At 67.7% G+C, this 21,548-nt stretch carries 19 protein-coding genes; 17 read left to right on the top strand and 2 right to left on the bottom strand.

The features are described 5' to 3' along the window. Window position 1: 1 nt before the first annotated feature. Genes sufB through BGP17_RS22530 form a run of 12 tightly spaced genes read left to right on the top strand, consistent with a single transcriptional unit; the run spans window position 2 to window position 10,378 of the window. Window positions 2-1,465 carry a Fe-S cluster assembly protein SufB gene (gene sufB / locus BGP17_RS22585; protein WP_167301344.1) on the top strand — a complete coding sequence of 488 codons (1,464 nt, stop codon included), beginning with the start codon at window positions 2-4 and terminating at the stop codon, window positions 1,463-1,465. Further along, the gene (locus BGP17_RS22580; protein WP_286713705.1) at window positions 1,465-1,866 is read left to right on the top strand and encodes a hypothetical protein; all 402 of its coding nucleotides are present in this window, start codon (window positions 1,465-1,467) and stop codon (window positions 1,864-1,866) included. The genes sufB and BGP17_RS22580 overlap by 1 nt, the downstream gene beginning before the upstream one ends. Further along, window positions 1,863-2,423 carry a hypothetical protein gene (locus tag BGP17_RS22575; RefSeq protein WP_286713704.1) on the top strand — a complete coding sequence of 187 codons (561 nt, stop codon included), beginning with the start codon at window positions 1,863-1,865 and terminating at the stop codon, window positions 2,421-2,423. Before BGP17_RS22580 ends, BGP17_RS22575 begins: the two co-directional genes overlap by 4 nt. A gap of 24 nt (window positions 2,424-2,447) precedes the next feature. Further along, window positions 2,448-3,191, top strand: a complete 744-nt coding sequence (sufC, locus tag BGP17_RS22570) for a Fe-S cluster assembly ATPase SufC (RefSeq protein ID WP_167301347.1) — start codon at window positions 2,448-2,450, stop codon at window positions 3,189-3,191. Next, complete coding sequence (locus tag BGP17_RS22565; RefSeq protein ID WP_167301348.1) at window positions 3,188-3,493, top strand: hypothetical protein; 306 nt, start codon at window positions 3,188-3,190, stop codon at window positions 3,491-3,493. The genes sufC and BGP17_RS22565 overlap by 4 nt, the downstream gene beginning before the upstream one ends. Further along, window positions 3,490-4,575, top strand: a complete 1,086-nt coding sequence (locus BGP17_RS22560; RefSeq protein WP_341786483.1) for a SufD family Fe-S cluster assembly protein — start codon at window positions 3,490-3,492, stop codon at window positions 4,573-4,575. Before BGP17_RS22565 ends, BGP17_RS22560 begins: the two co-directional genes overlap by 4 nt. After that, window positions 4,572-5,783, top strand: coding sequence for a cysteine desulfurase (locus tag BGP17_RS22555; protein ID WP_286713703.1), 1,212 nt, complete (start codon window positions 4,572-4,574; stop codon window positions 5,781-5,783). The genes BGP17_RS22560 and BGP17_RS22555 overlap by 4 nt, the downstream gene beginning before the upstream one ends. After that, window positions 5,780-6,256 carry an SUF system Fe-S cluster assembly protein gene (locus BGP17_RS22550; protein WP_167301350.1) on the top strand — a complete coding sequence of 159 codons (477 nt, stop codon included), beginning with the start codon at window positions 5,780-5,782 and terminating at the stop codon, window positions 6,254-6,256. Before BGP17_RS22555 ends, BGP17_RS22550 begins: the two co-directional genes overlap by 4 nt. Continuing rightward, window positions 6,256-6,609 carry a HesB/IscA family protein gene (locus BGP17_RS22545; protein WP_167301351.1) on the top strand — a complete coding sequence of 118 codons (354 nt, stop codon included), beginning with the start codon at window positions 6,256-6,258 and terminating at the stop codon, window positions 6,607-6,609. The genes BGP17_RS22550 and BGP17_RS22545 overlap by 1 nt, the downstream gene beginning before the upstream one ends. Before the next feature lie 48 nt (window positions 6,610-6,657). Further along, window positions 6,658-7,719 carry an L-glyceraldehyde 3-phosphate reductase gene (gene mgrA / locus BGP17_RS22540; RefSeq protein ID WP_167301352.1) on the top strand — a complete coding sequence of 354 codons (1,062 nt, stop codon included), beginning with the start codon at window positions 6,658-6,660 and terminating at the stop codon, window positions 7,717-7,719. Continuing rightward, the gene (locus BGP17_RS22535; RefSeq protein ID WP_286713702.1) at window positions 7,716-8,183 is read left to right on the top strand and encodes a GreA/GreB family elongation factor; all 468 of its coding nucleotides are present in this window, start codon (window positions 7,716-7,718) and stop codon (window positions 8,181-8,183) included. Before mgrA ends, BGP17_RS22535 begins: the two co-directional genes overlap by 4 nt. Before the next feature lie 26 nt (window positions 8,184-8,209). Continuing rightward, the gene (locus BGP17_RS22530; RefSeq protein ID WP_286713701.1) at window positions 8,210-10,378 is read left to right on the top strand and encodes a penicillin acylase family protein; all 2,169 of its coding nucleotides are present in this window, start codon (window positions 8,210-8,212) and stop codon (window positions 10,376-10,378) included. A gap of 26 nt (window positions 10,379-10,404) precedes the next feature. Here the strand turns inward: BGP17_RS22530 and dinB are convergent, their stop codons facing one another. Beyond that, window positions 10,405-11,472: a DNA polymerase IV gene (gene dinB / locus BGP17_RS22525; protein WP_286713700.1), complete on the bottom strand. Its 1,068-nt coding sequence runs from the start codon at window positions 11,470-11,472 to the stop codon at window positions 10,405-10,407. Window position 11,473: 1 nt separating this feature from the next. Then, window positions 11,474-12,076 carry a TetR/AcrR family transcriptional regulator gene (locus tag BGP17_RS22520; RefSeq protein ID WP_208413775.1) on the bottom strand — a complete coding sequence of 201 codons (603 nt, stop codon included), beginning with the start codon at window positions 12,074-12,076 and terminating at the stop codon, window positions 11,474-11,476. 171 nt (window positions 12,077-12,247) lie between these two features. Here BGP17_RS22520 and BGP17_RS22515 point away from each other — a divergent pair, with 171 nt between their 5' ends. The 5 genes from BGP17_RS22515 (at window position 12,248) to BGP17_RS22495 (ending at window position 21,511) form a co-directional block, all read left to right on the top strand. Continuing rightward, window positions 12,248-13,297, top strand: a complete 1,050-nt coding sequence (locus BGP17_RS22515) for an efflux RND transporter periplasmic adaptor subunit (RefSeq protein WP_286713699.1) — start codon at window positions 12,248-12,250, stop codon at window positions 13,295-13,297. Continuing rightward, window positions 13,294-13,434 carry a hypothetical protein gene (locus tag BGP17_RS22510; protein WP_286713698.1) on the top strand — a complete coding sequence of 47 codons (141 nt, stop codon included), beginning with the start codon at window positions 13,294-13,296 and terminating at the stop codon, window positions 13,432-13,434. The genes BGP17_RS22515 and BGP17_RS22510 overlap by 4 nt, the downstream gene beginning before the upstream one ends. 10 nt (window positions 13,435-13,444) lie before the next feature. Beyond that, entirely contained in the window at window positions 13,445-16,690 is a 3,246-nt protein-coding gene (locus BGP17_RS22505; RefSeq protein WP_167301357.1) for an efflux RND transporter permease subunit, read from the top strand. After that, complete coding sequence (locus BGP17_RS22500) at window positions 16,687-18,102, top strand: efflux transporter outer membrane subunit (protein WP_286713697.1); 1,416 nt, start codon at window positions 16,687-16,689, stop codon at window positions 18,100-18,102. Before BGP17_RS22505 ends, BGP17_RS22500 begins: the two co-directional genes overlap by 4 nt. Before the next feature lie 325 nt (window positions 18,103-18,427). Then, window positions 18,428-21,511, top strand: coding sequence for a TonB-dependent receptor (locus BGP17_RS22495; RefSeq protein WP_286713696.1), 3,084 nt, complete (start codon window positions 18,428-18,430; stop codon window positions 21,509-21,511). The last annotated feature ends 37 nt before the right edge of the window (window positions 21,512-21,548 follow it).

Raw genomic sequence — 21,548 nt, 5'->3', positions numbered from 1 at the left:
CATGGCTACGAAGAACGCGGAAGCACTGGCGGCCGCCAACAAGAAATATGAATGGGGCTTCGCCTCCGACGTCGAGCAGGAGTTCGCGCCCAAGGGGCTGAACGAGGACACCGTCCGCTACATCTCGGCCAAGAAGGGCGAGCCCGAATGGATGCTCGACTGGCGCCTGAAGGCGTTCCGGATGTGGCAGGAGATGACGCTGCCCGAATGGGCGAAGCTGTCGATCCCGCACATCGACTATCAGGACGCGTATTATTACGCCGAGCCCAAGCAGAAGAAGACGATCAACTCGCTCGACGATCTCGACCCCGAGATCCGGCGCACCTATGAGAAGCTCGGCATCCCGATCGAGGAGCAGAAGGTGCTCGCCGGCGTGGAGGGCGCGCGCAAGGTGGCGGTCGACGCGGTGTTCGACAGCGTCTCGGTCGCGACCACCTTCCGCGAGGAGCTGAAGGCGGCGGGGGTGATCTTCCTGTCGATCAGCGAGGCGATCCGCGAATATCCCGAGCTGGTGAAGAAGTGGCTCGGCAAGGTCGTGCCGGTGCGCGACAATTTCTATTCGGCGCTGAACAGCGCGGTCTTCTCCGACGGCACCTTCGTCTATGTGCCCGAAGGCGTGCGCTGCCCGATGGAGCTCAGCACCTATTTCCGGATCAACGCCGAGAATACCGGCCAGTTCGAGCGCACGCTGATCGTCGCCGACAAGGGCGCGTACGTCTCGTATCTCGAGGGCTGCACCGCCCCGATGCGCGACGAGAACCAGCTCCATGCCGCCGTGGTCGAGCTGGTCGCGCTCGACGATGCCGAGATCAAATATTCGACGGTGCAGAACTGGTATCCGGGCGACGAGAACGGCGTCGGCGGCATCTTCAACTTCGTCACCAAGCGCGCGCTGTGCGCCGGCAGGAACTCGAAGGTGAGCTGGACCCAGGTCGAGACCGGCAGCGCGATCACCTGGAAATATCCGTCGTGCATCCTGCAGGGCGACGGCTCGGTGGGCGAATTCTATTCGGTTGCGGTCACCAATGGCCGCCAGCAGGCCGATACCGGCACCAAGATGCTGCACATCGGCAGGAACACCCGCTCGACGATCGTCTCCAAGGGCATCTCGGCCGGCAAGTCGAACAACACCTACCGGGGCCGCGTGCTGGTGAACGCGGCGGCGGAGAATGTCCGCAACTTCACTCAGTGCGACAGCCTGTTGCTGGGCGACCAGTGCGGCGCGCACACGGTGCCCTATATCGAAGTGAAGAACCCCTCGGCCCAGATCGAGCACGAGGCGACCACTTCGAAGATCAGCGAGGACCAGATGTTCTACGCGATGCAGCGCGGGCTCGACCAGGAAGCGGCGGTGGCGCTGATCGTCAACGGCTTCGCCAAGGAAGTGCTGCAGCAGCTGCCGATGGAATTCGCGGTCGAGGCGCAGAAGCTGCTGGGGATCTCGCTGGAGGGGAGCGTCGGCTGATGCTCCTTGCGTTGCTCTTGATGCAGGGCGTGCCCGCTCAGGCGGGCGGGCAGCAAACGGTCGAGGCGGGCTTCTCCGCCCCGGAATCGCTGGCACCGGCGATCGAGACCTATCTCGGTTGCCTCGGCCCGACGATGCAGGGGATCAGCCGGAAAGCCGGGCCCCAGCTCGCCGATGGCATGCGCAAGGTCGTCGACCAGACGCTGGAGCATTGCGCACCCAGTCGCGCAAAGGCGCGCCGGCTCGGGCTGCGACTGATCCAGGGTGACGCGAAGGTAGCTGCTGCGGACCGCGAAGCGACAGTCGATCACACGCTCGCCGAGATCGATGCCGTGTTCCGGCGCATGCCGGACCAGTTGCCCCCCGAAGAAAGGCCAGAGGCGGAGAAGGCCAGGCCGTGATCCTCTCCGCCGCGCTCCTTCTCCTTGCCCAGGACGTGCCCGCCACCCGGGCCGTCGCCCCGCCCGCGGAAGACGAGGCCAACATCGTCGTGCGCGCGACCTTCGGGCGCACGACGATGCTGTTCGACAAGGGCGCGGACGGCAAGCTGCGCAACTGCCGGGTGATGATCTCGAGCGGCAGCCAGCGGCGCGACACCACCGCCTGCGAGGCGACGCCGGTCTGCTACGCCAGGACCGCCGACGAAGTCACCGATTGCCGCGAGCTGAGCATCCTCGAACAGGCGGCGGCGATCGGCGCCCCGCGGACACCGGCGGCGCCGGGAGTGAGCAAGCCGGGGGTCTTCGAGCTGCCCAAGCTGGTGCAGCCCAAGCCGGTGCTCTCCGCCGATCTGGTCGGGCCCATCGGCAATGGCGAGGACAGCCGCGAGACCGAGCGCCAGCGCGTCAAGCCGATCGCGCCGCCGACGAACCCGGCATCGGACGGCCCGGTGGTGCGCTTCACCACGGGCAACCAGCCCCAGCACAACGATACCGACAAGTCAGAAAAGCGGCCCTGAGCCGCCCTAGGAATGAACGAAGCGATGTTGAAGATCACCGACCTCCGCGCCGAAATCGACGGCAAGGAAATCCTCAAGGGCCTGAACCTCGAAGTGAATGCAGGTGAGGTCCATGCGATCATGGGCCCGAACGGCGCCGGCAAGTCGACGCTCGGCTATGTGCTGGGCGGCCGGCCGGGCTATGACGCGACGGGCGGCAGCGTGCGCTTCGACGGGCAGGACCTGCTCGAACTCGAACCGCACGAACGGGCCGCGGCGGGCCTGTTCCTGGGGTTCCAGTATCCGGTCGAGATCCCCGGCATCTCCAACCTGCAGTTCGTGCGCGAGGCGCTCAACAGCCAGCGCCGCGCGCGGGGCGAGGCGCCGCTGTCGGGCGGCGAGTTCCTCAAGCTTGCCCGGGCGCAGGCGGAAGCGCTCGGCATGGACGTCGAGATGCTCAAGCGGCCGGTCAATGTCGGTTTTTCGGGCGGCGAGAAGAAGCGCAACGAGATGGTGCAGATGGGCATCATCGGCCCCAGGCTCGCGATCCTCGACGAGACCGACAGCGGCCTCGACATCGACGCGCTCAAGGCCGTGGGCGAGGGGATCAACCGGATCATGCGCGCGCCCGACAAGGCGGTGCTGCTGATCACCCATTATCAGCGGCTGCTCGACTATGTGCAGCCGGACTTCGTCCATGTGCTCGCCGATGGCCGCATCGTCCGCTCCGGCGGTCCCGAGCTGGCGCTCGAACTGGAGCGCGAAGGCTATGGAGCGGTGGCCGCATGATCCTTTCCCTGCTCCTCATGCTGCAGACCGCGCCTGCGCCGCAGGACGAGCTGAACATCGAAGTCGTCGGGCGCCGGCTCGCCGCGATCTCCGCGACCGTGCGCCAGGGGCCCGGCGGCAAGCTCGGCTGCGCGCTCAGCGCGTCGAGCGGCTATGCGAAGCTCGACGAACAGCTCTGCCGCACCGCGACTCAGTGCGTCCGCAAGGGCGCGCGCGACGCCGCTGCCGTGAAAACCTGTATCGACCGGCGCAAGCCCGAACTGCTCACCGACTTCAAGCGCAGCTGGAGGGCGGGCCAGTGAACACCCTGCTCGAGCTTCCCACGCCGCGCCAGGAGGAATGGCGCTGGGCCGATATGGCCGCGCTCAAGGCGGCGGCCGAAACGGCGCGGCGCGACGTCGGGATCGATCCGGCCGGCCTGTTCCTCGACATCGAAGGGCCCCGGCTGCTGTTCGTCGACGGGCGTTTCGAGCCGGCGCATTCCCGGCCCGGCCCGGTGCAGGTGACGCAGCAATTGGCCACTACCGACCATCCGCTGGGCAGCCTTGCCGATGGCGAGGGCTGGTCGCTGCATCTCGGCAAGGAACATGCGGCGACGGCGATCCAGATCGTCCATATCGGCACCGGCGGCGAAAGCCATGTGCCGGCCCGGCTGATGCTGGCCGAAGATGCGGTGGCGAGCGTGGTCGAGACCTATGCCGGCAGCGGCTGGGCGAACCGGCTGACCACGCTCTGCCTCGAACGGGGGGCGCGGCTGATGCGCTCGGTGCGGCTGCTCCAGGATGCGGGTTTCGTCTCGCTGCGCGAAGAGGCCGAAGTGGGCGAGGCGGCGAGCCTGGTCTCGGTGTTCCTCGGCGCCGGCGGCATGGGCAGCCGGATCGACGGGGCGCTGCTGGTGAACGGCAAGGGCGGGTTCGCCGAGATGGGCGGGGCGCTGCTCACGTCGGGCAGCCAGAAACAGGAAGCCGCGGTCGCGGTGCGGCACGAGAATGTCGAGGGCACGTCGCGCCAGCTCTGGCGCGCGGTGGCGGCGGACAAGTCGGCGGCCAGCCTGGCGGCGCGCGTCGAAGTGGCGCGCGGCGCGCAGCAGACCGATGGCGAGCAGTCGCTGCGCGGCCTGCTGCTCCAGCGCTCCGCGACGGTGAATCTCAAGCCCGAGCTCGAGATTTTCGCCGACGACGTGAAATGCGCGCACGGGGCGACGGTGGGCGAGCTCGACAGGATGGCGCTCTTCTATCTGCAGAGCCGCGGCATCGACGAGGGCCGCGCCAAGGCACTGCTCACGCGCGCCTTCGTGGCGGACGCGCTCGCCCGGATCGGCGAGGATGTGGTGCGCGAAGCCTTTGCGGCGGATGCCGATCGCTGGCTGGACACCGCGCTATGACCGTAGCCGCCGATACCCGTCCCCTCGACCTGCTCGCCGATTTCCCGGCGATCCCGGCCGGCTGGCATTATCTCGACACGGCGGCGACTTCGCAGAAGCCGCAGCCCGTGCTCGATGCGATCGCCAGGGCCTATGGCGAGACCTATGCCACCGTGCATCGCGGCGTGTACCAGCGCTCGGCCGACATGACGCTCGCCTATGAGGCGGCGCGCCGGCGCGTGGCGCAGTTCCTCGGCGGCGCGGAAAACGAGATCGTCTTCGTCCGCGGCGCGACCGAGGGGATCAACCTGGTCGCGCAGTGCTGGGCGGGAACGCAGCTCAAGGCCGGCGACCGCATCCTGTTGTCCACGCTCGAGCATCACTCCAACATCGTGCCCTGGCAGATGGTCGCCGAGCGGGTCGGCGCCGCGATCGACGTGGTGCCGCTCACCGCCGACCAGCGCATCGACCTCGACGCGATGGAAGCGATGCTCACCGAGCGCCACAAGCTGGTCGCGCTGGCGCATGTCTCCAACGTGCTGGGTTCGGTGCTCGATGCGAAGCGGGCGACCGAGCTGGCGCACGCGGTGGGCGCGAAGATCCTGCTCGACGGCTGCCAGGCGGTGCCGCGCATGCCCGTCGACGTCGCCGCGATCGGTTGCGACTTCTATGTGATGTCGGGCCACAAGCTCTACGGCCCCACCGGCATCGGCGTGCTCTGGGGACGCTACGAACTGCTCGATGCGATGCCTCCTTATCAGGGCGGCGGCTCGATGATCGACCGGGTCACCTTCGCGAAGACGACCTATGCGCCGCCGCCGGGCCGGTTCGAGGCGGGGACGCCGCACATCGTCGGCGTGGTCGGGCTGCATGCGGCGATCGACTATGTGGCGGGCATCGGGCTGGAGCGCATCCATGCGCACGAGGCAGCCCTGGTGCGCCAGACGCGCGAGGCGCTGTCGCAGCTCAATTCGGTCAGGCTGTTCGGCCCCGAGGACAGTGCCGGCATCGTCAGCTTCGCAGTGGAGGGGGTGCACCCGCACGACGTCGCCACCATATTGGACGAAGGCGATGTCGCGATCCGCGCCGGGCATCACTGCGCACAGCCGCTGATGGATGCCCTGGGCGTGCCGGCCACCGCGCGGGCGAGCTTCGGAGTCTATAATGGCGCGGACGACATCGCCGCGCTGGTGAAGGGTATTGAACGCGTGACGAGGATCTTCGGGTGAACCAGGAACGCAAGATCGAAGTCGAGGAAGTGGCCGCCGTGGCGCCGCCGCCCAAGGCGCGCGTCGAGGATGCGGCCGAGAGCGTCGCGGAGACGTTCGAGCGCAAGCGCGACTATCTCTCGGGCTTCCTCTCGCAGAAGCCGCAGGCGCTGTCGGGCGCCGAGCCGGGCGGCGAACTCTATGAGGCGGTGATCGCGGCGCTCAAGGAAATCTACGATCCCGAGATCCCGGTGAACATCTACGACCTGGGCCTGATCTATGGCGTCGACATCACCGCCGACGGCCATGCCGCGGTGCAGATGACGCTGACCACGCCGCATTGCCCGGTGGCGGAATCCATGCCCGGCGAAGTCGAGCTGCGCGTCGGCTCGGTGCCGGGGATCGGCCATGCCGAAGTCAATCTCGTCTGGGATCCGCCCTGGGATCCGCAGAAGATGAGCGACGAGGCCAAGCTCGAACTGGGGATGCTGTGATGACCACCGCCACCCGTCAGCGCCCCGCTGCGCTGCTCCTGACTCCGGCCGCCGAGCGGCGCATCGCCGATCTGATGGCCAAGGCGCCCGAGGGCGCGGTAGGCGTCAAGCTCTCGACGCCGCGCCGCGGTTGCTCGGGGCTGGCCTATTCGGTCGACTATGTCACCGAGGCCAAGCCGTTCGACGAGAAGATCGAGACGCCCGGCGGCACGTTCTTCGTCGATGGCGGCTCGGTCCTCTATCTGATCGGCTCGACCATGGACTGGCAGGAAGACGATTTCACCGCCGGCTTCGTCTTCCAGAACCCCAATGCCAAGGGCAGCTGCGGCTGCGGGGAGAGCTTTACGGTCTGACCCGGCGGGCATAGGGACGGCTGACAACGCAGTCGGAAGAGGATGTCGATGCCCTATCCCCAGCCCTATGCCGCCGATCCCGCGCGCTATGACGGGCGGATGCCCTATCGCCGGTGCGGCCGTTCGGGGCTCGACCTGCCGGCGATCAGCCTCGGCCTCTGGCAGAATTTCGGCGGGACGGACGTGTTCGAGACCGGCCGCGCGATGCTGCGCCGCGCGTTCGACCGGGGCGTCACCCATTTCGATCTCGCGAACAATTACGGCCCGCCCTATGGCGCGGCCGAGGCGAATTTCGGCCGCGTGCTGGCTGGCGACTTTGCCGGCCACCGCGACGAGCTGATCGTCTCGACCAAGGCGGGCTGGGACATGTGGCCCGGGCCCTATGGCGATGTCGGCGGATCGCGGAAGTATCTGATCGCCTCCTGCGACCAGAGCCTGAAGCGGATGGGGCTCGACTATGTCGACATCTTCTATTCGCACCGCGTCGATCCGAAGACCCCGCTCGAGGAGACGATGGGCGCGCTCGCCCAGCTCCACCGCCAGGGCAAGGCGCTCTATGTCGGCATCTCCAGCTATTCGCCCGAGCTGACGCGCCAGGCCGCGGCGATCCTCGCCGAGCACAAGGTGCCGCTGCTGATCCACCAGCCGAGCTATTCGATGCTCAACCGCTGGATCGAAGGCGAGCTGCTCGACACGCTGGGCGAGCTCGGCACCGGCTGCATCGCCTTCTCGCCGCTGGCGCAGGGCATGTTGAGCAACAAATATCTGAATGGCGTTCCTCAGGATGCCCGCGCGGCCAGGGGCGGCTCGCTGAACCAGCGGCTGCTGTCGGACGACAATATCGCCCGTATCCGCGCGCTGCATGAAATCGCGCAGGCGCGCGGGCAGACGCTGGCGCAGATGGCGATCGCCTGGGTGCTGCGCGATCCCCGCGTCACCTCCGCACTGATCGGCGCACGCACGGTGGAGCAGCTCGACAACTCGCTCGACGCCGTGAACAATCTCGATTTCAGCGCGGAAGAGCTGGCCGCGATCGACGCCCATGCAACCGATGGCAGCCTGGATCTCTGGAAGGTCTCGTCGAGCATCGAGGAGCTTCCCCAGGCATGAGCGTCGCCTTCCGCCGCGAGAGCGACGAGGAACACAAAGAACCGAAGTTCGAGCTGCCGCTGCCGCCGGGCCCCAATATGGTCACGGCGCGCGGGCTCGCGCTGATCGAGGCCAGGGCAGCCGCGCTGGAAGCCGCGGTGGCGGCGGAGAGCGGAGACGAAGCGCGCGAAGTGCTGAAGCGCGAGCTGCGCTACTGGAACACGCGGCGCACGACCGCGCAGATCGCGCCGGAGCCCGAGCCGGGCGTGGTCGGCATCGGATCGCGCGTGCGGGTGCGCATGAACGGCAAGGATCGGGTGATCGACCTGGTCGGCCATGACGAGGCCGATCCCGCCGCGGACCGGCTCTCCTTCCAGGCGCCGCTGGCCTGGGCGCTGATCGGCGCCGAGGAAGGCGAGAAAGTCGATTTCGGCGGGCGGGCGCAGGCGATCGAGATCATCGGCATCGAAACGATTCCGGACTGAGCCCAACTGCGCCTAAGGTGGCGGGCATGACTCGCCTCCTGCTCGCCGCCGCGCTGCTCGCCTCCACTTCGGCCTACGCCCAGACCGACGCTGCCCGCTGGAAGGCGGAAGCGGCGCGCGTGACGATCACGCGCGACGACTGGGGCGTCGCGCACATCCGGGGCGAGACCGATGCCGATGCGGTGTTCGGCATGATCTATGCCCAGGCCGAGGACGACTTCAACCGGATCGAGACCAACTATCTGGTAAGCCTGGGCCGGCTCGCCGAGGCGGAGGGCAAGGGCGCGATCTGGCAGGATCTGCGCCAGCGGCTCTTCGTCGATCCCGAGGCGCTGAAGGCGGACTATGCCAGGAGCCCGGCATGGCTGCGCAAGCTGATGCAGGCCTGGGCGGACGGGCTGAACCATTATCTCGCCACGCATCCGGCGGTGAAGCCGCGCGTGCTCACGCGGTTCGAGCCATGGATGGCGCTGAGCTTCTCGGAAGGCAGCATCGGCGGCGATATCGAGCGCGTGCCCCTGAGCCAGCTCGAGGCGTTCTACGGCAAGCAGCAGGTCGCGATGACCGAGGCGGAGAAGGGGCTGCTCTTCAAGGAACCCAAGGGCTCGAACGGCATGGCGATCGCGCCGAGCCATACGAAGAACGGCCATGCGCTGCTGCTGATCAACCCGCACACCAGCTTCTTCTTCCGTTCCGAGCAGCAGGTGACGAGCGGCGAGGGGCTGAACGTCTATGGCGCGGCGACCTGGGGCCAGTTCTTCATCTACCAGGGGTTCAATGCGAAGGCGGGCTGGATGCACACCTCGAGCGGCGTCGACAATGTCGACGAGTTCGCGGAGACGATCGTCAGCAACGTGCAGGGCACGATGCTCGGCTATCACTATGGCGCCGAGACGCGGCCGGTGACGATCAAGCCGATCACCATCACCTATCGCGCTGCCGACGGCAGCCGGGCGCAGCGCAGCTTCCGGACCTATGCCACGCATCACGGACCCGTGGTGCGCGAGGTCGACGGCAAGTGGATCGCGGTGGCGCTGATGAACAAGCCGGTGGAAGCGCTGCAGCAGAGCTTCCTGCGCACCAAGGCCACCGACTATGCCGGCTTCATGAAGGTGGCCGAACTCAAGGCCAACAGCTCCAACAACACCCTGTTCGCCGACTCGAAGGGCGAGATCGCGTTCCTGATGCCGCAGTTCATGCCGGTGCGCGACGATCGCTTCGACTATCGCAAGCCGGTGGACGGCAGCGATCCGGCGACCGACTGGAAGGGGCTGCACAGCCTCGCCAGCCTGCCCCAGGCAGTGGACCCGAAAAATGGCTGGGCCTTCAACGTGAACAACTGGCCCTGGACGGCGGCGGGCGCGGACAGCCCCAGGGCCGCGGACTATCCGCGCTATTTCGACCAGGCCGGCGAGAATCCGCGCGGCGCGCATGCGCTGCAGGTGCTGAACGCGCGGACGGACTTCACGCCGGAGACGCTGCGCCAGGCGGCCTATGACAGCTTCCTGCCTGCCTTCGACCGGCTGCTGCCCGGGCTGGCCGCCGCTTGGGAGAAGCTGCCCGATGGCGATGGGCGCAAGGCGAAGCTGGCCGAGCCGGTGGCGCTGTTGAAGAGCTGGGACCGGCGCTGGAGCGCGGGATCGACCGCGACTTCGCTCGCGGTGTTCTGGGGCGAGGCGCTCTGGGCGCCCGGAGCGCAGCCGGCCAGGGACGCGGGCATTTCGGTGTGGGACTGGATGGCGACACGCGCCACCGATGCGCAGCGGATCGATGCGCTGGCCTCGGCCGTGGATCGGCTCGTCCAGGATTTCGGCGACTGGCGCGTGCCCTGGGGAGAAATCAACCGGTTCCAGCGCAATGACGGCGCGATCGTCCAGGCGTTCGACGATACGAAGCCGAGCATCCCGGTGCCCTTCACGTCGGCGCAATGGGGCTCGCTCGCTTCGTTCGGGGCCCGGCGCTGGCCGGGGACGAAGCGCTATTACGGCACCAGCGGCAACAGCTTCGTCGCGACGGTGGAGTTCGGGCCGAAGGTGAAGGCCTGGGCAGTGACCGCCGGCGGCGAGAGCGGCCATCCGGAGTCGAAGCACTTCGCCGACCAGGCCGGGCGCTATGCGGCGGGGGACTTGCGGCCGGTCTATTTCTATCCGGAGGATCTGAAGGGGCATGTGGTGCGGACGTACCGGCCGGGCTAGCCGGGGACGGCGCGCCCATCCCTTGCCTAGAACGGCAATTCCTCGCCCAGCCGCTCCTCGAAGTTCGAGACCGTCACGCCGACCAGCCGGATCCCCTTGGGCGTGGGCAGCACCGAGCGGATCAGGGCGAGGCTCATGTCCCGCAGCGTATCGCGGCGGTCGACCAGCCCGGCGGTGAGGCTGCGGCTGCGCGTGATGATCTGGAAGTCGCCATATTTCACCTTCACGGTAACGGTGCGGCCGAATTCCTGCGCCTGGTCGCACCAGGTCCAGACGTCCTCGGCCATCTCGAGCACGCCGGCCTCGATCTCGGCATTCTCGACCAGGTCGCGGTCGAACGTGGTCTCGGAGCCGGAGGATTTGCGCGGCAGGTCGACATGCACCGGCCGGTCGTCCTCGCCGCGCGAGATCGCGTGGTACCATTCGGCCGCGCTGCCGAAATGGGCGCGGAGGAACTCGAGCGACTTGCCGCGCAGGTCCGCGCCGGTCTCGATGCCGAGCGCGTGCATCTTCCGCGCCGTCACCGGCCCGACCCCGTGGAAGCGCGCGACCGGCAGCGCCTCCACCCAGGCCGGGCCCATTTCGGGCGTCACCGCGAACTGGCCGTTGGGCTTGCGCTGGTCCGAAGCGAGCTTGGCGAGGAACTTGTTGTACGAGATGCCGGCCGAGGCGGTGAGGCCGGTTTCCGCAAGGATGCGCGCGCGGATCTCCTTCGCCGTCGCCCAGGCGGTCTCGATCCCGCGCAGGTTCGCGGTGACGTCGAGATAGGCCTCGTCGAGCGAGAGCGGCTGGATGACCGGCGTATAGTCCGCGAAGATCATATGGATCTGCTTCGAGACGGCGCGATAGACGTCGAAGCGCGGCTTGACGAAGATCAGTTCCGGGCAGCGCCGCATCGCAGTGACCGAGGGGAGGGCGGAGCGCACGCCGAACCGGCGCGCCTCGTAGCTCGCCGCCGCCACCACGCCGCGCGCCGCGGCATAGCCGACCGCGACCGGCTTGCCGCGCAGCGCCGGATCGTCGCGCTGCTCCACCGATGCGTAAAAGGCGTCCATGTCGACATGGATGATCTTGCGGACCGGCCGGGTCCCCATGTCAGTCGTCCATCGGCTCCAGCGCGGCGGCGAAGATGCGCGTCAGGCGCTTCTCGAAGCGATCGGTATCCTCGGCGCTGCACATGTCCGGGTCGATGGCGAGGGTGTTGTGCATGATGCCCATGCCCATCAGCACGGCGAAGGCCATGGCGGCGCGCATCTCGGTATCCTGGCCGCCCAGCACCCGGGCGATCGGTTCCAGAATGTCGGTGTCGATCGTCTCGCGGATGATCTCGCCCGCCTTGGGCGATCCGATCGAATGCAGCAGGATCAGGATCTGGTCGATATGGAGGTCGCGCTCGTCCTGCGGCGTGTCGCCCTCGTCGAGGAAGAGCTGGGCGAAATGCCGGGCGAGCGTCTCGCGCGTCGCGCCTTCCATGAAGTCCTTGTCGTCGTCGCGCAGCGTCTCGCGGAACAGGGCTTCCTTGCTGCCGAAATAGCGGCTGACCAGCGCGGGATCGACACCGGCATCGCCCGCGATCTCGCGCAGGCCGACATTCTCGTAATTCTCGCGCGCAAAATGCTTGCGGGCCGAGACGAGGATCGCTTCGCGCGTCGCAGCCGCGTTGCGCGACCGCGGCAGGGCCTGGACGGGCGGGATCATGGGCGCCTTTTTATCGCTAACAGATGGGTAGTCAACCATTGTGGACATATGTCTACAGTCGTTGACAAGTTCCCTGAACGCGCTTAGCGGGTGCCAAATCGGAAGTCGTTCGTTTCCAGTAACGGCACCACGGAGGATGTCCGGCCAGGGGCACGGATTTAGGGATCGAACATGCATTCGAAGAACCGCCAGCTGCTTATCCCGGCTCTCATGGCCGCGCTCGCTCTCGCCGGTTGCGGCGGCGGCGGACCGCAGATGCCGCAGCAGGGGCCGCCCCCCGTCACCGTCTCGGCACCGCTGGTGCAGGACGTGGTCGACTGGGACGAGTTCGTCGGCCGCTTCGAGGCGATCCAGACCGTCGAGGTGCGCCCGCGCGCCTCGGGCTATCTGCAGGGCATATGGTTCAAGGACGGCCAGTTCGTCCGCAAGGGCCAGCTGCTCTTCACCATCGATGCGCGCCCGGCCCAGGCCGCCGTCGCCCAGGCTGCCGCGCAGGTTGCCCAGGCCAAGGCGACGCTCGCCAATGCGCAGACCGAATATGCCCGTTCCGAGGCGCTGGTCGCCCAGCGTGCCGCCAGCCAGGAAGAGCTGGAGCAGCGCCGCGCCGCGCTGCGCTCGGGCGCCGCGCAGGTCGCCGCCGCGGAGGCCAATCTGCGTGCGCGCCAGCTCGACCTCGGCTTCACGCGCGTCGTCGCGCCGCTGAGCGGCCGCATCTCGGAGCGCAAGGTCGATGTGGGCAATTCGGTCACTGCCGACCAGACGGTGCTGACCACCATCGTCTCGGTCGATCCGCTGCACTTCGTCTTCCAGGGTTCGGAAGCGCTGCTGCTGAAATATCAGCGCCAGGGCACCGGCGCCCAGAACGGCACGGCGATCAAGGTCAAGCTTTCCGACGAGAGCGACTATACGCATACGGGCGCGCTCGACTTCGTCGACAACGCGCTCGATGCCGGTGCAGGCACGATCCGCGCCCGCGCGATCATCGCCAATCCGGGCGGCTTCCTGAAGCCCGGCATGTTCGGCTCGGCCCGGCTCGAGGCGTCCAAGCCCTATCCGGCGCTGCTGGTGCCGGACACGGCGGTGATGGCCGATGCGGCGCGCCAGATCGTGTTCGTCGTCGACAAGAGCAACACGGTGACGGCGCGTCCGGTGCAGACCGGCCCGCTGCGCGGCAATCTGCGCGTGATCCGCTCGGGCCTGACCAGGGACGACCGGTGGTGATCGACGGCACCCAGCGCGCGCGCCCCGGCGTGAAGGTCACGCCGCAGCCGGGCAAGATCACGGAAGCGCCGGCACCCGCCGCCGCGCCGCCGTCCGATCAGCCGGCCGGCACCGCGCTGCCCGCCGGCAACCGCTGAGGATAGGGCCATGAGCGAACCCCAGGCTCCCCAGCCCGACGCGCCCGTGCGCAGCGGCTTTTCCAGCTTCTTCATCGAGCGGCCGATCTTCGCGGCGGTGATCTCGGTGTTCATCACCCTGATCGGCGCCTTCTGCTATCCGCTGCTGCCGCTCTCGCAATATCCCGAGATCGCGCCGCCGACGATCGCCGTGAGCGCCTTCTATGCCGGCGCTTCGCCGGAGACGATCGCAGAGACGGTCTCGACACCGCTCGAGCAGGAGATCAACGGCGTCGAGGGCATGCTCTACATGAGCTCGTCCTCCACCCAGGGCCAGGCGACCGTCACCGTCACCTTCAAGCCGGGCACCAATCTCGATGCCGCGCAGGTGCTGGTGCAGAACCGCGTCAACCTGGCCGTGCCGCGCCTGCCCGAACAGGTGCGCCAGATCGGCGTGACGGTGAACAAGCAGGAATCGGGCTTCCTGATGATCGTGGCGCTCACTTCGCCCGACAACAGCCTCGACGTCGATTACATGGGCAATTACGCCAACACGGTGATCCGCGACCGGCTGCTGCGCCTTGAGGGCGTGGGCACGGTGCAGGTCTTCGGCGGCGGCAATTATTCGATGCGCGTCTGGATCGATCCGGACAAGGCGGCGGCGCGCAACCTGACGGCGTCCGAGATCGTGGCGGCGCTGCAGGCCCAGAACGTCCAGACCGCGGGCGGCGCGCTCGGCTCGGCGCCGACGGGCAAGGACAATCCCTCGTTCGAAGTGCCGGTGGACGTGCGCGGCCGCCTGGCCACGGTCGAGCAATTCTCCAACATCACGGTGAAGTCCGATCCGACGGGCGCCGCGCTCACCAAGCTGGGCGACGTCGCGCGGATCGAGCTGGGTAGCCAGGACTATTCGATCCGCGGCTCGTTCGGCGGCCGGCGCGGCATCGCGCTCGCCATCGTCCAGCAGCCGGGCGCCAACTCGCTCAACGCGGCGGACCTGGTGCTCAAGGAGATGGATACGCTCAAGAAGGACTTCCCGCAGGGCCTCCAATATACCATCCCCTACAATCCCACCGAATATGTCTCGGCGTCGGTGGAGGCCGTGCAGCACACGCTGCTCGAAGCGGTGGTCCTCGTCGTCGTGGTCGTGGTGATCTTCCTCCAGACCTGGCGGGCGGCGGTGATCCCGATCGTCGCCATCCCGATCGCGCTGGTCGGCACCTTCGCGGTGCAGCTCGCGCTCGGCTATTCGATCAACTCGCTGTCGCTGTTCGCGCTGGTGCTCGCCGTGGGCATCGTGGTCGACGACGCGATCGTCGTGGTCGAGGCGGTGGAGAAGCATATCCGCGAGGGCAAGTCGCCGCGCGACGCCGCGCACCTGACGATGAAGGAAGTGTCCGGCGCGCTGGTCGCGATCGGCCTGGTGCTGGTCTCGGTGTTCATCCCGACGGCGATGGTCGGCGGCATCCCCGGCATCTTCTACCGCCAGTTCGCGGTGACGATCGCCGCGGCCTCGGCGATCTCGCTGCTCGTTTCGCTGACGCTGTCGCCGGCGCTCGCCGCGCTGCTGCTCAAGCCGCACCAGCATATCGACGCCGATAGCGGCCCGCGCTGGATGCGGCCGATCAAGGTGGGCGCGGAGAAGTTCAACCAGGGCTTCGACTGGCTGTCGGACCGCTATGGCCGCGTCACCGGCCGGCTGATCCGCATGGGCCTGATCATGATGCTCATCTATGCGGGGCTGCTCGCGCTCACCGGCTGGCGCCTCACCGCCACGCCGACGGGCTTCATTCCCGAGCAGGACCAGGGCTTCCTGATCGGCGTCGTCCAGCTGCCGCCGGGTTCGTCGCTCGAGCGCACCAGCGAAGTGGTCGACAAGGCCTATGCCATCGCCGCCAAGACCGACGGCGTGATCGACGGCGCGGCCTTTGCCGGCCTCGACGGCGCGAGCTTCAGCCAGGCATCGAATGCGGGCGTGTTCTTCATCAAGCTGAAGGACTGGTCGCAGCGCGGCAAGCAGCAGAGCGCGGAGGCGCTGGCCGGCCAGCTGACCGGCGCGATCGCCGGGCAGATCAGCGGCGCCAACATCTTCATGATCTCGCCGCCCGCGGTGCAGGGCCTCGGCAACGGCTCGGGCTTCGTGATGATGATCGAGGATCGCGCGGCCAATGGCGGCTGGCGCGGGCTCGAAGGCGCGACCGGCGCGATGATGGGCGCGGCGATGCAGGAGCAGAAGGTCACCCAGGTCTTCTCGCTGTTCAACACCGCCAATCCGCGCATCCGCGCCGACGTCGACCGCGACAAGGCGCAGATCCTGGGCGTGCAGCCGCAACAGGTGTTCGACGCGATCGGCACCTATATCGGCTCGACCTATGTCAACGACTTCAACCTGCTCGGCCGCACCTTCCGCGTGACGGCGCAGGCCGAGCCGGCCTCGCGCGACGACATCAGCGACATCGGCCGACTGCAGGTGCGTTCGTCGAGCGGACAGATGGTGCCGCTCTCGGCGGTGGCGAGCTTCCATCGCGACTCCGGCTCGTCGCGCGTGGTGCGCTACAACCTGCTGCCCGCCGTGGAGCTGCAGGGCGCCGCCGCGCCGGGCGTTTCCTCGGGCGATGCGCTCGCGGCGATGGAGGCGATGGCGAGCAAGGTGCTGCCCCAGGGCTATGGCTATGAATGGACCGGCCTCGCCTATCAGCAAAAGGCGGCCGGCAGCTCGTCGGCGCTGATCTTCGTGCTCGCCGTGGTGTTCGTCTTCCTCGTGCTGGCTGCCCAGTATGAGGCGCTGACGCTGCCGCTCGCGGTGATCCTGATCGTGCCGATGTGCATCCTGGCGGCGCTGCTCGGCGTGAACCTGCGGGCGATGGACAACAACATCCTTACCCAGGTCGGCCTGGTGGTGCTGATCGCGCTTGCCGCGAAGAACGCGATCCTGATCGTCGAGTTCGCCAAGCAGGGCGAGGAAGAGGGCATGAACCGGTTCGATGCCGCGGTCCACGCCGCGCGTTCGCGCCTCCGCCCGATCCTGATGACGTCGTTCGCATTCATCTTCGGCGTGATCCCGCTGGCGATCGCCAGCGGCCCGGGCCAGGAGATGCGCCAGTCGCTCGGCACCGCCGTGGCGTTCGGCATGGTCGGCGTCACCATCTTCGGGCTTATCTTCACGCCGATCTTCTACGTGCTGCTGCGCAAGCTGGGCGGCGGCAAGGTGGCGCATCACGGCCCCACGCCGCCGGCACCGGAGACGCCTGCCGCCGCGACGGGAGAAGCGCAATGAAGCGGACCCTGACCCTGATCGCCGCCGGCCTGACGCTGTCGGGCTGCGTGGTCGGCCCCAATTATGTCTCGCCTGCCCCCAAGGCGCCCGCCCAGGGCGACCTGAGCCAGGCGAGCGCGCCGGGCTTCGTCGCGGACGAGCCGCCGGCGGACTGGTGGAAGCTGTTCGACACGCCGGTGATCGACCGGCTGGTCGGCGAGGCGCTGGCCGCCAATACCGACCTGCGGGTCGCGGCGGCGAACCTGCGCCAGGCGCGGGCGAGCCTGCGCGAGACGCGGGCCCAGCGGCTGCCGACCACCAACGTCACGTCCAAGGCGACGCATGCCCGCGTTCCGGGCGCGTCGCTGGGCATCCCCGGTTCTTCGTTCGAAGGCGATACCTATGACGTCGGGCTCGACCTGAGCTATCAGGTCGATCTGTTCGGGAAGATCACCCGCGCGATCCAGGCCGGCCGTGCCGACCTGCAGGCGAGCGAGGCCGCTTACGACCTCGCCCGCGTCACCGTGGTGGCCGAGACGATCCGTGCCTATTCGGATGCCTGTGCCGCCGGCGAGCAGCTCAAGGTCGCTTCGCAGACGCTCAAGCTCCAGGAAGACACGTTCGACCTGACGCGCCGGCTCGAGGCGGGCGGGCGCGGCACCGGGCTGGAGACCAGCCAGGGCGCCGCGCTGCTGGAGCAGACCCGGGCGCAGGTCCCGGTCTATGCGGCGCAGCGCAAGGCCGCGCTCTTCCGGCTCGCCGTGCTGACCGGCAAGCCGCCGGCCGAGGCGCCCGCCGACGTGGCGAGCTGCGAGACGGTGCCGGTCGTGAAGCAGGCCATCCCGGTCGGCAATGGTGCGACGCTGCTCGCCCGCCGCGCCGATGTCCGCGCGGCCGAGCGCCGGCTCGCCGCCGCGTCGGCGCGGATCGGCGTCGCCACGGCGGACCTTTATCCGAACATCTCGATCGGCGGCTCGATCGGCTCGACCGCGCTGGCGCCCAAGGACATGTTCAACAGCTCAAGCTTCCGCTTCAGCGTCGGGCCGCTGCTGTCGTTCAGCTTCCCGAACATGAGCGTCGCCCGGGCCCGCATCGCCCAGGCCGAGGCGGGAGCGGATGCCGCGCTCGCCACGTTCGACGGCACCTGGCTGACCGCGCTGCGGGATACCGAGACCGCGCTGGCTACCTATGTGGCGCAGGGCCAGCGCGTCGAGGCGCTGCGGCGGGGCCGGGACCAGAACGCCGAGGCGGCCCGCATCGCCCGGCTGCGTTACCGTGCCGGCGCGGAACCGTTCCAGACCGTGCTCGATGCCGAGCGTTCGCTCGCCACGAACGAGCTGAGCCTGGCCCAGGCCGAATCGGACTTCTCCGACGCGACGGTTACCCTCTTCCTCGCGCTTGGCGGAGGTTGGCAGCAGTCTCCCCAGGGCTGAACTGCCGACCCCCGCCCCCGCGACCCCGCGTACCTTTCGGTGCGCGGGGGCGCGGCTGTTTCCCGCCGCGCCGGAACGGGCGGGAACACCGCATCTCTACCCGAAAGCGTAGCTGGGCACAGCCTGCAAGGGCGTGACCCATTGCGGTCGTGTGCCGGCCCCGCATCGCCTTCCCCCGCGCGCACGCTTGTTGCCCGACCAATAATGCAATGTGGCCTGACCATTCTATTGACACTCGCGCGCGTATCGGCCTTATTGGCCTGACACCGGTGGCCAGCACGACTGGCGACAAGGCAAGCCGGGGCACAGAGGGGGAGGGAGAGTCATGCGACGGACTGCTCTATTTGCTGGCACGGCGATCTGCGCCGTCCTGGCGGCGACGCCTGCGTTCGCCCAGAACACCAATATCGATACCCAGGCCAGCGCGCCGCAGGCCGAGGAGCCGGCGCCGCAGGCCGCGGACCAGATCGTGGTCACCGGGTTCCGTCGGGCCTATGCCGATGCGCTCAACATCAAGCGCGAATCCGACCAGATCACCGATTCGATCTCGTCCGACGGGCTGGGCCGCTTCCCGGACCTGAACGTCGGCGAGGCGATCCAGCGCATCCCGGGCGTGCAGATCAACCGCGAGGCGGATTCGCGCAACGCCACGATCTCGCTGCGCGGCCTGCCGGGTTCGTTCGCGCGCACCACGCTGAACGGCGGCGGCTTCGCCGATCCGATCCTGGGGAGCGCGACCAACACGTCGTCCACGCCGCTCGGCGCGTTCAATTCGGACATCTTCTCGTCGATCACGGTGATCAAGTCGCCCTCGGCGGCGAACCTGGCCGGCGGGCTTTCGGGCAATGTCGACCTGAAGATCGCGCCTGCGCTCGGCCGCAAGGCGGGCGGCTGGGTCAAGGCATCCTATGAGTATAACGATCTCGGCGACCTGGGCAGCCCGGCGCTCGCAGCCGGCTACAATGCGCACATCACCGACGATTTCGCGGTGTTCGGCGTGGTCTCGTGGAAGGACGAGAAGTTCCGCCGCGACTCGATCTCGGTGAACAGCTGGGCGAACAAGCTCGGCTCGATCCAGGTGGGCAACCAGGCGGTGCCGGCCTCCAATCCCACTTATCAGGCGCTGATGGCGCAATATCCGGGCGGGGTCTATTATCCTACCCAGGTCCGCCAGTTCGCCCGCCTGAACAAGGGGCATCTGCTCACCGGTGCCGGCGGCTATGAATGGCAGGCGAGCGACACGCTCAAGTTCGGCGCGACCGGCTTCTACACCGAGCGCAACCTCGATCAGGGCACCAACCACCTGCTCTACATCGACACGTCCGCGGGCAATAACGGCACCGGCGCGCTGGCGGCCAGCTCGGCGGTGGCGCATTTCACCAGCCTGGGCACGCCCTATGTCGTCCAGACGCCGACGGGGCCGCGCGCCTATATCAACCAGTTCACCGCCGAGAATCTGCAGACCTACGACTCGATCCGCTCGGAGCCGGCAAAGCAGAAGACCTGGGCGATCAACCCCATGGTCGAGTTCAAGGACGATCAGTGGCGCGTGACGGCGCAAGGCACGATCTCGCGCGCGCAGGTGCTCGCCAATCAGATCGAGTTCGACATCATCCAGAACCCGTATCGCAACCTGGGCACGGCGGGGCTGAACGGGATCACCGCGTCGGTCTATACCGGCGGCACCAGCCTGCAGAACGCGGTGTTCGTCCTCAACACGCCCAATGCCTCGCACATTCCGACGGGCGGCTATCCGCTCGCCTCGCCGGCGAACCAGGCGACTCAGGCGGGCGCGCAGATGCCGGGCGCCCCGGCCAATACGCTGGGCGATCGCTTCGGCGTCACCGGCACCAACGGCCAGTCGTGGAACGCGCTCGACGCGGTGCAGCTCGATATCGAGCGCAGCTTCGCGGGCAGCTTCCTTTCCGGCTTCCAGGTCGGCATGCGCTACGAGCATAACGAATATAGCTCGATCGGCTCGCGCAATACTTCGATCGGCGCGGTCACCGCCAATGTCACGCCGGCGATGTCGCAGGTGAACCCCTATGTCGCCGACTTCTTCGGCGGCACGGCGGGCGGCTATACCAGCAACTGGCGCAGCATGGACGTGAACCAGGTGCTCGGCGCGATCACGCCGGTGGTGCTGACGACGCGCCCTTCGCAGTTCGCCAACGGCCTGCCGCCCCAATTCGCCATGGGCGAACAATATGGCGTGTTCCTCACGCCCTATGGGCTGGTGAACAATTATTGGGATCCCAATTACTGGAACAACAACTTCACCAACACCAAGAAGGTGATGTCGGCCTATGCCATGGCCAGGTTCGACGGAGACCTGTTCGGCATCCGCGTCCGCGGCAATGCGGGCGTGCGCTACGAGGCGACCACGCAGAAGATCGACGCGCTGGACTGCCGCAACTGCCTGGCGGGCCTGTCGCTGCTGCCGCTGCCGGTGAACCACAGCATGAGCACGCGGACCTACAAGCAGAATTATGATTATTGGCTGCCCTCGGCGATGTTCGCGGCGGACCTGGCCAAGAACCTCGTGTTCCGCGGTGCCTATTACCAGACCTATGTCCGTCCGCAGCCGCGCGACAATGTGCCCACGACCACGATGCAGATCCCTGATCCGGCGGTCGTCGGCACGCCGGCCTACAATGTCATCATCGGGGCGACGAACCTCAGCCCCTATACGTCGGACAGCTACGACCTGTCGCTCGAATGGTACAACCGCCCCGGCGGCGCCTTCGCGATCGCCGTCTATCAGAAGGACATCCAGGGCTATGTCGGCCCGATCACCGATCGCCGCGTCCTGTGCCCTGCCAACGGCATCTATAACGGCATCGATTTCGGCCTGGGCGCGCTGCAGGACGACGGCACCAACTGCAATATCGTGGGCAGCCCGACCGGCGCGCGCGTGACGGCGAGCGGCGTCACCAACCAGAAGCCGATGCGGGTGCGCGGCGTCGAGGTCTCGGTGCAGCAGAACCTCGATTTCCTGCCGGGCTTCCTGAAATATCTCGGTGGCGCCGCGAACTACACCTATACCGACATCGACGGGAAGGACGCCCAGGGCAATCCGATCACGCTCCCCAGCGTCGCCAAGAACAACCTCAACCTGATCGGCTATTACGAGACCAAGCTGTTCGGCATCCGCGTGGTGTTCAACCATCGCGGCAAATACGACCTGGCGGCGGGCAACAGCTTCGTCGGCGATGCCCGCACCGTGAAGGCGCGCAGCCAGCTCGATGCCTCGGCCTCGCTCAACATCATGAAGAACTTCTCGATCTCGGTCGACGCGTTCAACCTGACGAACGCGACCCGCTCGGAATATGAGAACGATCCGATGCTGCCCCGCCGCATCGACTATGACGGCCGGACCTATACGCTGACGATCCGCAGCAACTTCTAGCGCTCGTGCGGAGCGGCTATTCTCCCGCCGCTCCGCA

Origin of the sequence: Sphingomonas sp. 67-41, assembly GCF_001899725.1 — a bacterium.
Classification (GTDB): Bacteria; Pseudomonadota; Alphaproteobacteria; order Sphingomonadales; family Sphingomonadaceae; genus Sphingomonas; species Sphingomonas leidyi.
The sequence above is the reverse complement of the archived record's forward strand: the minus strand, read 5'-3'. Positions and strand labels throughout refer to the sequence as shown.